Here is a 12,593-nt window from a genome sequence, read left to right as displayed (position 1 = left end):
CACGCACGCTCGCGCAGAAAAAACTAGCCGAACGCCTCGTCGCTGCCGATGTCTCCTCGGCCGTGCGGCTTCGTCCCTCAGCCGAACGCCTCGTCGATGATCTCCTGCTGCTCGACGGCGTGCACCTTCGACGATCCCGACGACGGCGCCGACATCGCCCGCCGGGAGATCCGCTTGATCCCGGTCAGCTTCTCGGGCAACAACTCCGGCAGCTCCAGCCCGAACCGCGGCCACGCCCCCTGGTTGGCCGGCTCTTCCTGCACCCAGAAGAACTGCTGCGCGTTCGGGTAGCGGTCCAGGGTTGCGGCGAGCCTCCGCTTGGGCAGCGGGGCCAGCTGTTCGACCCGCACGATCGCCACGTCGTCGCGACTGTCCTTGTCCTTGCGTGCGGCCAGCTCGTAATAGATCTTGCCGCTGGTCAGCAGGACCCGGGTGACCTTGCTGCGGTCGCCGTCGCCGTCCTGGTAGGTGGGCTCCTCGAGCACCGATCGGAACTTGACGTCGGTGAAGTCCTTCACCTCGCTGACGACGGCCTTGTTGCGCAGCATCGACTTCGGGGTGAACACGATCAGCGGCCGCTGGATTCCGTCGAGGGCGTGCCGGCGCAGCAGGTGGAAGTAGTTCGACGGGGTCGACGGCATCGCGATCGTCATCGAACCTTCCGCCCACAGCTGCAGGAAGCGCTCGATGCGCCCGGAGGTGTGGTCGGGGCCCTGACCCTCATGGCCGTGCGGCAGCAGCAGCACCACGGTGGACAGCTGACCCCACTTGGCTTCACCGGAGCTGATGAATTCATCGATGATCGACTGGGCGCCGTTGACGAAATCGCCGAACTGCGCCTCCCACAGCACCAGCGCGTCCGGATTGCCGACCGTGTAGCCGTACTCGAAGCCGACCGCCGCGAACTCCGACAGCGGTGAGTCGTAAACCAGGAACTTGCCGCCGCTCGGGGTGCCATCGGGGTTGGTGGCGAGCAGTTGCAACGGGCTGAACTCCGCACCGTTGGCGTTGTCGATGATCACCGAGTGCCGCTGCGAGAAGGTGCCGCGACGGGTGTCCTGCCCGGACAGCCGGATCAGCTTGCCGTCGGCGACCAGCGAACCCAGCGCCAACAGTTCGGCGAACGCCCAGTCGATCTTGCCCTCGTAGGCCATTTCACGGCGTCGCTGCAGCACCGGCAGCACTCGGGGGTGCGCGGTGAAGCCGTCGGGAATCGCCATGAACGCGTCACCGATGCGGGCCAGCACCGCCTTGTCCACCGCGGTGTTCAGGCCGCGCGGCACCTGCTGCTCGGACTCCACCGATTCACTGGGCAGCGCGACGTGCTTCTCGAGTTCGCGGATCTCGTTGAACACCCGCTCCAACTGACCGTGGTAGTCGCGCAGGGCGTCCTCGGCCTCTTTCATCGAGATGTCGCCGCGGCCGATCAGGTCTTCGGTGTAGCTCTTGCGGACGCCACGCTTGTTGCCGATCACGTCGTACATGGCCGGGTTGGTCATCGACGGGTCGTCACCCTCGTTATGCCCGCGGCGGCGGTAGCACAGCATGTCGATGATGACGTCCTTGTGGAACTTCTGCCGGAAGTCCACCGCCAGCCGCCCCACCCAGTCACACGCCTCGGGGTCGTCGCCGTTGACGTGGAAGATCGGCGCCCCGATCATCTTGGCGACGTCGGTGCAGTACTCGCTGGAGCGCGAGTGGTCCGGCGCGGTGGTGAACCCGATCTGGTTGTTGACGACGATGTGGATGGTGCCGCCGACCCGGTAGCCGGGCAGCAGCGCCATGTTCAGCGTCTCGGCCACCACACCCTGTCCGGCGAACGCGGCGTCGCCGTGCAGCATCATCGGCACCACCGAGAATGCCGGCTGCTCGCTGCTTTCCGAGGCGCCCCGATCCAGTAGGTCCTGGCGTGACCGGACCAGTCCTTCCAGCACCGGGTCGACGGCCTCCAGGTGTGACGGGTTGGCCGTCAGTGAAACCTGAATGTCGTTGTCGCCGAACATCTGCAGGTATACCCCGGTGGCACCGAGGTGGTACTTGACGTCGCCGGAGCCGTGTGCCTCGGCCGGGTTGAGGTTGCCCTCGAACTCGGTGAAGATCTGCGAGTACGGCTTCCCGACGATGTTGGCCAGCACGTTGAGCCGGCCACGGTGCGGCATGCCGATGACGACTTCGTCGAGCCCGTGTTCGGCGCATTGGTCGATCGCTGCGTCCATCATCGGGATGACGGTCTCGGCGCCCTCCAGTGAGAAACGCTTCTGTCCGACGTACTTGGTCTGCAGGAAGCTCTCGAACGCCTCGGCGGCGTTCAGCTTGCTCAGAATGTATTTCTGTTGCGCCACAGTAGGTTTGATGTGCTTGACCTCGATGCGCTCCTGCAGCCACTGTTGCTGTTCGGGCTCGAGGATGTGGGTGTACTCCACCCCGACGTGGCGGCAGTAGGCATCGCGCAGCACCGAGAGGATCTCGCGCAGCTTGCGGAAGTCGCCGCCGGGCAGGCCCTCGACCTTGAACTCCCGGTCCAGATCCCACAGCGTCAGGCCGTGCGTCAGCACGTCGAGGTCGGGGTGGCTGCGGAACCGGGTGTTGTCCAGCCGCAGCGGGTCGACGTCGGCCATCAGGTGGCCGCGGTTGCGGTACGCGGCGATCAGCTCGACGACGCGGGCGTTCTTGTCGACGATCGAGTCCGGGTTGTCCGTGCGCCACCGGATGGGCTCATAGGGGATGGACAGTTCGAAGAAGATCTCGTCCCAGAAGGCGTCGGAGAGCAGCATCTCGTGCACGGTGCGCAGGAAGTCGCCCGATTCCGCGCCCTGGATGATGCGGTGGTCGTAGGTCGAAGTGAGGGTGATCAGCTTGCCTACACCGAGTTCCGCGATGCGTTGCTCGCTGGCGCCCTGGAATTCGGCGGGGAACTCCATGGCGCCGACGCCGATGATGGCACCTTGACCGGCCATCAGCCGGGGCACCGAATGCACGGTGCCGATGGTTCCGGGGTTGGTCAGCGAGATCGTCACGCCGGCGAAGTCCTCGGCGGTCAGCTTGCCATCCCGGGCGCGGCGCACGATGTCTTCGTAGGCGGCGACGAACTGCGCGAAACGCAGGGATTCGGAGTCCCTGATGGCCGCCACCACCAGGGAGCGCTTGCCGCCGGCACCCTGCAGGTCGATCGCGAGCCCCAGATTGGTGTGTGCCGGGGTGACCGCGTTCGGCTTGCCGTCGACCTCGGCGAAGTACCGGTTCATGTTGGGGAACTGCTTGACCGCCTGCACGATCGCGTAGCCCAGCAAATGGGTGAACGAGATCTTGCCGCCGCGGGTGCGCTTGAGCTGGTTGTTGATGACGACGCGGTTGTCGATCATCAGCTTGGCCGGCACGGCACGCACACTGGTGGCCGTCGGCACCGTCAGCGAGCTGGCCATGTTCTTGACCACCGCTGCGGCAGCGCCACGCAGCACCTGCACCTCGTCGTCGGCGGCCGGCGCGGGGGCCGGTGACTGGGCGGGCTTTGCGGGCTTCGGATTAGCCGGGGCTGCCGGCGCGGGGGCGGCAGCCGGAGCGGCCTGGGCGGGCGGAGCAGCCTTGGCGGGCGGAGCAGCCGGCGCGGCCGTCAGCGCCGCCGGCGGTGAGGTGGGCGACCCATCAGCGCCGGGCTTGTAGTCGGCCAGGAACTCGTGCCAGCTCGGATCCACCGAGGTCGGATCGTCGCGGAATTTGCGGTACATCTCCTCGACTAGCCATTCGTTCTGACCGAAGGGTGAATTCATACCGCTCACGACAGTTACTCGCCTCTATTCCTGTATTCCCGATCGTCCGGCGAGGCATCTGGGCGGTGCCCGCCTGCCTGCATAAAGGCTAGCCTCTCCCGGTTATTCCGCCACCGGTGTTCGGTTGATCACGCCGACGGTTACGCGGAGCTGGCATCGTCGGCCGGTAGGGCCGGCAGCAGGTGCAAGGTGACCGGCCAACGGTTGGCGGCGGGGCCGAACGCCTTGCGGGAATTGCCGATGATCCTCTTGGCCATCATTCGGTTGCCGAGCGCCCCGATCACTGCGCCCAGGCCGACCGGCAACAGCTTGCCGAACGCCAGTGCCCCCCGCCGCAGGGTGAAGCGCTTGACGAAGTACCGCAGCAGCCGGGAGTTCAATTCCGACACCGCCGGCAGTGGCAGTGCGGCAACCCCGGCCGACCCCTCAGCGAGCCACGCGCCGCTGGTGCGGCCCGAGCCGAGTAGGTCGGCCATCGCGCCCTTGCCCCGGTCGCCGACCAATACCGCCAGCACCAGGGCGCGGCGCCGCTCGCGGTTGTCGACCGGAATGCCGTGCACCTCGGCGACGGAGAGCACGAAGAACGCGGTGGCCTCCAGGAACACTGCGGTCTCCCCGGCGACCGCCGACAGCGCGAGCAGCGTGCCGATGGCCGGCACCGCCGCCGTGGCGCCCACTGCGGCACCGCTGGCGGTCGCCGCCGCCAGGTACCGCTTCTCCAACTTCTCGACTACCTGCGCCGGGCCGGCGTCGGGATCACTGTGGCGCAGCCGCTCGACATAGGCGCGCACCGCCGGGCCCTGAACCCGCTCGCTGCGCTCGATGACCCGTGACAACACCCGGGCCGCCATGCTGGGCTTCTCACCGCCGGGTTCATGCGGCGGTCCCAGCTTCGCCTCTCCTCCGTCGAGCCTTGCTGAACCGCCGGGTTCATGCGGCGCTCCCAGCTTCGCCTCTCCTCCGTCGAGCTTTGCTGAACCGCCGGGGGAGGGCGCCGGGTCCTGCGCCGACCGCCGTCGTCGAAAGATGCCCATGGTTGCCTCCCATTCCCGGTCGCGTGTTCTTCAGGCTAACGCTCCGGTGCGGGTTTACCCGCTTCAACCGGCCGGTAGCCGCCCGGCAGCGAATCACCACGCCAACGCTGCGAGTTGTTCCGGGCAACGTCTGTCCGTAGCGTCGCATGAGGTGGCCTAATGTCCGGACCGTAGAGCGCAGCGAGGGGAGGGGCGGCGCTTGAGCACTACGAGCAGCCGGACTCGACCCGGCGGTTTAGCGAGGCTCGCCGGAGGCGAGGCGAAGCTGGGACCGCCGCATGAGCACGGTGACCATGCGAGACGGGCCGATGCTGTGCGTTTCGCTCGAGCCGGTTCGGTGGATTCGCCCAATCCGTGGAACGCGCTGTGGGCGATGATGCTCGGATTCTTCGTGATCCTGGTGGATTCCACGATCGTGGCCGTCGCCAATCCCAGCATCATGGCGGCGCTCGACATCGGCTACGACACGGTGATCTGGGTTACCAGTTCCTACCTGCTGGGCTACGCGGTGCCGCTGCTGGTCGCCGGGCGACTCGGCGACCAGTTCGGCCCGAAGAATCTCTACCTGGTCGGGCTGGCGGTGTTCACCGGCGCCTCACTCTGGTGCGGTCTGGCCGGCGGGATCGAGATGTTGATCACCGCGCGTGCGGTGCAGGGTGTCGGCGCCGCGCTGCTGACACCGCAGACCCTGACGGTGATCACCCGGACATTCCCCGCGGACCGTCGCGGCATGGCGATGAGCGTGTGGGGGGCGACCGCCGGCGTGGCGACTCTGATCGGACCGCTGGCGGGCGGGGTACTGGTGGACCGGCTGGGCTGGGAGTGGATCTTCTTCGTCAACGTCCCGGTCGGCGTCCTTGGCTTGGTCCTGGCGTTCGTGTTGATCCCCGAACTGCCGGTCCACCGGCATCGGTTCGACCTGATCGGGGTGGCGCTGTCGGGGATCGGGATGTTCCTGGTCGTCTTCGGCCTGCAGGAAGGCGAGTCACAGGCGTGGGCGCCGTGGATCTGGGCGCTGATCGTCGGAGGCATCGGCTGCCTGGCGGTCTTCGTCTACTGGCAGGCTGCCACAGCAGGCGAGCCGCTGGTCCCGCTGCACATTTTTCGTGACCTCGACTTCGGCCTGGCCAACGTCGGTGTGGCCGTCATCGGCTTCGCGGCCACCGCGATGGTGCTGCCGCTGATGTTCTACGCGCAGGTGGTGTGTGGGATGTCACCGACCCGGTCGGCCCTGCTCACCGCGCCGATGGCGATCGCCACCGGTGTCCTCGCCCCGCTCGTCGGCAAAATCGTCGACCGGGCCCACCCCCGATCGGTGGTCGGGTTCGGCTTTTCGGTGCTGGCGATCGCGCTGACCTGGCTGTCGATCGAGATGACGCCCACCACTCCGATCTGGCGGCTGCTGCTGCCGTTCGCGGCGATCGGCGTCGGAATGGCGTTCATCTGGTCGCCGCTGGCGGCAACTGCCACCCGTAATCTCCCGCCGCACCTGGCCGGCGCCGGCTCCGGGGTCTACAACGCGACCCGCCAGGTCGGAGCGGTGCTGGGCAGCGCCGGCATGGCCGCCTTCATGACGTCGCGGATCTCCTCCAACCTGCCGCCGATGCCGGGGGGCGTGCAACCCGGGACCGGGGCCCGGCAACTGCCCGAGTTCCTGCACGAGCCGTTCGCGGCGGCGATGTCGGAGGCGACGCTGCTACCCGCCTTCATCGCCCTGTTCGGCGTGGCCGCCGCGCTGTTTCTGGTCGGCTTCGTCATCACGCCGGCCCGCCGGACATCCCGGCTGATCGACAACGTCGACGACTTGGACGATTTCAGCGATTACGACGATTACGGCGACCTCGACGAACTCGATGACGGGATCCAGCTTCCCGGTGCGCGCGTCGTGGAACGCGTCAGCCTGCCCCGCCACATCGCGGCCTTGCACGCGGCCCGCGAAATCGAAGTCGACGAACCGACCGAGCTGATCCCGATCGTCGCCCCGAGCGAGCGGCAACCCACCCACGAAGTGCGGCGGGCAGCCCGTCATGAGGATCCCGCGACCGAGCCGCTGACCGTCGAGATCCCGCGGGTGACGGCACGGATGTTGAAGACACAACCGACACCGTTGAGCCGCAACGGTTTTCATATCGACGCCGGACGTCATTTCCGTCCGGTCGTCAACCGGGCACCGGCGCCGGACGTGCTGGCCAAATTCGGGATCTCCGGCAAGAGTTCGTCGCGCCGCAATCGGCATTACCGGGAGGACCCCGACGACACCGACCGCATCGGGCGGCACTCGCACCGCGACGGCCGACGCTGAGGCGCGGCCGGCCAGCCGGCTACCGGGCGGTGTTGCCGATGATCTCCACGCCGGCGCCGTTCCAGTGGAACTTCGCCAGCCCGGTCAACCCGGCGATGCCGCTGGCGTTCTTCAGGGCCACCGTGTCGGCGGTGCAATGTGCGAGGTCGATCCCGTTGAAGCCATAGGTGTCCGGCACCGATTGCGGAACGAACTCTCCGCGATGAAAGAGCACAGCACGGGTACTCGGCTGTTCGGCGTTGGTATTGGCCTTCACGATCACCGCAGACAGGTCGGCGCACTCGTTGTAGTTGCCGGCGAGCGGTTCCGGGTTCCACGGTTGACCGCTGCGCGGGTCGCGGGGTAGCTCCGAGACGGCCTTGGCGATCGCCGGTGCGGCCAGGTTCACCGCACACGGATCGGCCGGCGCCTTGCTGCGGGCGGTCGCCGACGCGGTGGTGGGAGCGTCAGGCGCAGCGGCTGGGCTGGTGTTCTGCGGTGTTTTGGCGACGGTGGAATCGCCCGAACTGCAACCGGCCAGCAGCGCCGCGGACAGCGCGCCCACGCCGACGAACAGGCGTAACGGTTTTGCGGCCAACACACCGGGCACCGTACCGGGGCGCACCCCGCAACTCCGGGAGGCGGGGCCGACCGACTGATGCTTCCTGGCCAACTGTGGCGAAAGGTCGGCGCGGTTGCCCGTAGACTGCTAGGCGCTATGACCTCGCCTGATGCCCCCGCTGGGTCCGTCCCGGACCTGCCCGCCCCGTCCGACTCGGACACGCCTGCCCCGAACTTCGCCGACCTGCAGATCCACCCTTCGGTGCTGCAGGCCGTCGCCGACGTCGGCTATGAGACGCCGTCGGCCATTCAGGCCGCCACCATCCCGGCCCTGCTGGCAGGCTCCGATGTGGTCGGCCTGGCGCAGACCGGCACCGGCAAGACGGCCGCGTTCGCCATCCCGATCCTGTCGCGTATCGATACCGCCAGCAAAGCCACCCAGGCGTTGGTACTGGCGCCCACCCGGGAGTTGGCCCTGCAGGTCGCCGAGGCGTTCGGGCGCTACGGCGCGCACCTGCCGCGGGTCAACGTGCTGCCGATCTACGGCGGTGCGTCCTACACGGTGCAGCTGTCCGGGCTGAAGCGCGGCGCCCAGGTGGTGGTCGGCACCCCCGGGCGCGTCATCGACCACCTGGAACGCGGCACCCTGGACCTGTCGCACCTGGACTACCTGGTGCTCGACGAGGCCGACGAGATGCTGGCGATGGGATTCGCCGAGGACGTCGAACGCATCCTGGCCGACACCCCGGAATACAAGCAGGTGGCGTTGTTCTCGGCGACGATGCCACCGGCGATCCGCCGGATCACCGCCAAGTACCTGCATGATCCGGTGGAAGTCACCGTCAAGGCCAAGACCGCGACCGCGGAGAACATCACCCAGCGCTACATCGAGGTGGCCGGCCCGCGCAAGATGGACGCGCTGACCCGAGTGCTCGAGGTCGAGTCCTTCGAGGCGATGATCGTGTTCGTCCGCACCAAGCAGGCCACCGAGGAAGTCGCCGAAAAGCTGCGATCCCGAGGGTTTTCCGCGGCGGCGATCAACGGTGACATCGCGCAGGCGCAGCGCGAGCGCACCATCACCGGGTTGAAGAACGGTAACGTCGACATTCTGGTCGCCACCGATGTCGCGGCCCGCGGACTGGATGTGGAGCGCATCTCACACGTCGTCAATTACGACATTCCCAACGACCCCGAGGCCTATGTGCACCGGATCGGGCGTACCGGTCGGGCCGGCCGGTCCGGGATCGCGCTGCTGTTCGTCAGCCCGCGGGAACGTCATCTGCTCAAGCTGATCGAGAAGGTGACTCGGCAGAAGCTGGTCGAGTCCGAGCTGCCCAGCGTTGATGACGTCAACGCCCAGCGGGTGGCGAAGTTCGCCGACGGGATCACCGCCACGCTCAACGGGCCGGGCACCGATGTGTTCCGCAGTCTGGTCGAGGAGTACAGCCGCGAACACAACGTCCCGATGGCCGACATCGCCGCGGCCCTGGCGCTGCAATCCCGCGACGGGGAAGCGTTCCTCATGAAGCCGGAACCGCCTGCGGCTGAACGACGGGCGCGGGAGAAGTTCGATCGGCCCGACCGCAAGGACGGCCGCAAGGGCCCTCCGAAAGAGGGTTTCGCCACCTACCGGATCGCGGTCGGCAAGCGGCACAAGGTCAACCCGGGTGCGATCGTCGGAGCACTGGCCAATGAGGGCGGCCTGCAACGCAGCGACTTCGGCCACATCAGCATCAAGGTGGACCACTCACTGGTGGAGCTGCCCGCTAAACTGTCGGGCAAGACGCTCAAAGCGCTTGAGCAGACCCGCATCCAGGGCCAGTTGATCAACCTGCGCCGCGACCGGCCGTCCGGCAAGCCCGACCGCCACGGCGACGGGGGGACGCACCGGAAACGGATGGGATGACGCTGCCGAAGGAGGAGGTCGCCCAGGGCGGACTGGAGCAGGTCGCTCACGTCGATCGGATCGCCTCGCTGACCGGTGTGCGCGCAGTAGCCGCGATCCTGGTCGTCGGCACACATGCGGCCTACACCACCGGCAAATACACCCACGGCTACGCCGGCCTGCTGGGTTCCCGGATGGAGATCGGGGTGCCGATCTTCTTCGTGCTCTCCGGTTTTCTGTTGTTCCGGCCGTGGGTCCGGGCCACCGCGTTCGATCGTCCGGCGCCCTCGGTGCGCCGCTACGCCTGGCACCGGGTGCGGCGCATCATGCCCGCCTACATCGTCACCGTGCTGCTGGCCTACCTGATCTATCACTTCCGCACCGCCGGCCCGAACCCCGGCCACAACTGGATCGGGTTGGCGCGCAACCTGACGCTGACCCAGATCTACACCGACAACTACATGTTCGGCTTTCTGCATCAGGGCCTCACCCAGATGTGGAGCCTCGCGGTGGAGGTCGCCTTCTATGTGGTCCTGCCGGTGCTGGCCTATCTCACGCTGGTCTGGTTGTGTCGGCGGCAGTGGCGGCCGGTGCGGCTGCTGGCCGGGTTGACGGCGGTTGCGGCGATCACCCCGGCCTGGCTGATCCTGGTGCACGAAGGTGACTTTCTGCCCGACGGCGCCCGGCTGTGGCTGCCGACCTACCTCATCTGGTTCGTCGGGGGAATGGTTCTGGCTGTGCTGCAGGCGATGGGCGTGCGCTGCTACGGCTTCGTGGCGATTCCGTTGGCGCTCATCTGTTATGTCATCGCGGCCACCCCGATCGCCGGGGAACCCACCACCTCACCCGCCAAACTCTCCGAAGCCCTGGTCAAGGCCGGCTTCTACGCGGTGATCGCCACCCTGGCGGTGGCGCCGCTGGCGCTGGGCAACCAAGGCTGGTACGCGCGGCTGTTGGCCAGCCGGCCGATGGTGTGGCTGGGGGAGATCTCCTACGAGATCTTCCTTGTCCACCTGGTGCTGATGGAGGTGGTGATGGTGGAAGTACTCCGCACGCCGGTCTACACCGGGTCGATGTTCAACCTGTTCGTGGTCACCATGGTGGTCACCATTCCGGTGTCGTGGCTACTGCACCGGTTCACCCGGGTGCGGACCTGAGCCGGTCCGGCGCGACCACCACCGGGACGACGAACTGCATCAGCATCGCCCGCTCGTCGTCGGCGTCGCGGCCCGGAAAGCTCAGCAGCGACGTCATCACCCGCACCACCCAACGGGCGCGCTGCCGGGTGTCGCTGTCGTCGGTCCCCAGCGCGGACAAGAACGTCGTGACCATCACGGTGATGACGTCGGACCGCTCGGCCATCGCGGTACCGATCGGCGGACCGGTCTCGGCGAACCACGACGCCAGCGCCGGGTTGCTCCGCACCAGCGCAAGCGACTCGGTGATCCCGGTGAGCAGCCGTTGCACCGGATCGTCGATCCCGGCCAGCCGCTGGGTCAGCTCGTGATACAGCGCGTTGGCCCAGCGGTGCACGTAGGCGGCGTAGAGCGCGTCGCGGCTCTCGTAGTAGCGGTACAGCGTGGCGCGGGAACACCCTGCGGCGCGGGCGATTTCATTCATGCCCACCGAGTCGGGTTCATGCTCGGCGAATAATTTCTCGGCCGCGTCGAGAAGCCTCTCGGCGGCCAATTCACCGCGCTGATCGGACAGCCAGGTCCGCCCGGCCATCATGACTCCACGGTAAAGGGCAGCGACAGCGGTCGGCGGACGTAACTGCCGCCGGCCCAGCGGATCCCGGCTTCGTCGATTGCATAGTCCGGACAGCGGGCGAGCAGTTCCTCCAGCGCCACCTGCGCCTGCATACGTGCGGCCTGGTTGCCGATGCAGTGGTGGGCGCCGTAGCCGAAGGTGAGGATCTGGCGCGGCTTGCGCAACACGTCGAGGTCTTCGGCGGTCGGTCCGAAGTGGCGTTCGTCGCGGTTGGCCGAGCCGTACAGCAGCAGCGCCCGGCGACCGGCCGGGATGGTGGTGTCACCGATTGTGACGTCGCGGGTGGCGGTGCGGGCCAGGCCCTGCACCGGTGAGGTCATCCGCAACAGTTCCTCGATGGCCTCGTGGATCAGTGCCGGGTCGTCGACCAGCAGCCGGCGTTGATCCGGGCGCCGATGCAGCAATTGGGTTGACCCGCCCAGCATTCCGGTGGTGGTGTCGTTGCCGCCGGTCACCATGGTGAACGCGAACGCCAGGATCGCGAAGATCCCGGCGTCGTCGCCCGGGGCGCCCATGCCCGCGGCGACCAGATGCGAGACGGTGTCCTCACCCGGGTCGGTGCGGCGCCGTTCGATCAGCCCGGTGAAGTAGGTCATCATCTCGATCACCGCGTCACCGGCCGAGGCGACCCCGTCCTCGCTGACGGTGGCCGCGACGATCGCGTCGGTCCAGCGGTCGAACTGGGCCCGGTCTTCCTGCGGCACCCCGAGGAAGTGCGCTACGACCATCGACGGCAGGGGTTTGAACAGTTCGGCGACAATATCGCCCGAGCCGCCGCCCGCGCGCAACCGCTCGATGCGCTCGACGGTGAACTCGCGCACCTGCGGTTCGAGTCGCTTGACATGCGCGGGGGTGAAGGCGCGGGCCACCAGCTTGCGGAATTCGGTGTGCTTCGGCGGGTCCTGCATCACCATCGGAGGATTGTCGGTCAGGCCGATCATCTCCAGATCGCCGTAGTTGATGGTCAGGCCCTTGGCGGACGAGAACGTCTCGTGGTCGGAAGCGGCCGCCCAGACATCGGCGTGTCGGGAGAGCACGTAGTAGTCCTGGTCGGGATCCCCGGCCGGGATCACGTGGTGGACCGGGTCGTGATCACGCAGCGCGGCATACATCGGGTAGGGGTTCGGCCAGGTTTCGGCGTTACAGGGCACGAACCTCGGGTGAGACAAAGTGGTCGGCATGTCTTATTAGTACGACAATCGACGCCATCCGTCAATGGGGTCTATTCCCGCGAGGGAGCGTGTCCCCGGTCAACACGCCGGGAAAATTCCCGGATTCACGCACGCTCGCACACA

General features: G+C 67.4%; 8 protein-coding genes. 3 read left to right on the top strand and 5 right to left on the bottom strand.

Annotation, left to right across the window (positions count from 1 at the left end):
• Positions 1-77 precede the first annotated feature (77 nt).
• Both ACZYY4_RS17295 and ACZYY4_RS17290 read right to left on the bottom strand, forming a co-directional pair.
• The gene (locus ACZYY4_RS17295) at positions 78-3,767 is read right to left on the bottom strand and encodes a multifunctional oxoglutarate decarboxylase/oxoglutarate dehydrogenase thiamine pyrophosphate-binding subunit/dihydrolipoyllysine-residue succinyltransferase subunit (protein ID WP_463811225.1); all 3,690 of its coding nucleotides are present in this window, start codon (positions 3,765-3,767) and stop codon (positions 78-80) included.
• A gap of 140 nt (positions 3,768-3,907) precedes the next feature.
• Positions 3,908-4,618 carry a hypothetical protein gene (locus tag ACZYY4_RS17290; RefSeq protein WP_463811366.1) on the bottom strand — a complete coding sequence of 237 codons (711 nt, stop codon included), beginning with the start codon at positions 4,616-4,618 and terminating at the stop codon, positions 3,908-3,910.
• Between the two features lie 556 nt (positions 4,619-5,174).
• Between ACZYY4_RS17290 and ACZYY4_RS17285 the strand changes: the two genes are divergently transcribed.
• Positions 5,175-7,103: an MFS transporter gene (locus ACZYY4_RS17285; RefSeq protein ID WP_463811365.1), complete on the top strand. Its 1,929-nt coding sequence runs from the start codon at positions 5,175-5,177 to the stop codon at positions 7,101-7,103.
• 19 nt (positions 7,104-7,122) lie between these two features.
• Here the strand turns inward: ACZYY4_RS17285 and ACZYY4_RS17280 are convergent, their stop codons facing one another.
• Entirely contained in the window at positions 7,123-7,683 is a 561-nt protein-coding gene (locus ACZYY4_RS17280; protein WP_463811224.1) for an LppP/LprE family lipoprotein, read from the bottom strand.
• Between the two features lie 117 nt (positions 7,684-7,800).
• Between ACZYY4_RS17280 and ACZYY4_RS17275 the strand changes: the two genes are divergently transcribed.
• Both ACZYY4_RS17275 and ACZYY4_RS17270 read left to right on the top strand, forming a co-directional pair.
• Positions 7,801-9,549, top strand: coding sequence for a DEAD/DEAH box helicase (locus ACZYY4_RS17275; RefSeq protein ID WP_463811223.1), 1,749 nt, complete (start codon positions 7,801-7,803; stop codon positions 9,547-9,549).
• Entirely contained in the window at positions 9,546-10,685 is a 1,140-nt protein-coding gene (locus ACZYY4_RS17270) for an acyltransferase family protein (protein ID WP_463811222.1), read from the top strand. The genes ACZYY4_RS17275 and ACZYY4_RS17270 overlap by 4 nt, the downstream gene beginning before the upstream one ends.
• Here ACZYY4_RS17270 and ACZYY4_RS17265 read toward each other — a convergent pair.
• Positions 10,666-11,256, bottom strand: coding sequence for a TetR/AcrR family transcriptional regulator (locus tag ACZYY4_RS17265; protein WP_463811364.1), 591 nt, complete (start codon positions 11,254-11,256; stop codon positions 10,666-10,668). The genes ACZYY4_RS17270 and ACZYY4_RS17265 overlap by 20 nt on opposite strands.
• Positions 11,256-12,479 (bottom strand): cytochrome P450, encoded by a 1,224-nt coding sequence (locus tag ACZYY4_RS17260; protein ID WP_463811221.1) that lies wholly within the window; start codon positions 12,477-12,479, stop codon positions 11,256-11,258. The genes ACZYY4_RS17265 and ACZYY4_RS17260 overlap by 1 nt, the downstream gene beginning before the upstream one ends.
• Positions 12,480-12,593 lie beyond the last annotated feature (114 nt).

Source organism: Mycobacterium sp. IDUB_21 (genome assembly GCF_055419425.1).
This window is presented reverse-complemented; position numbering and strand designations above follow the sequence as displayed.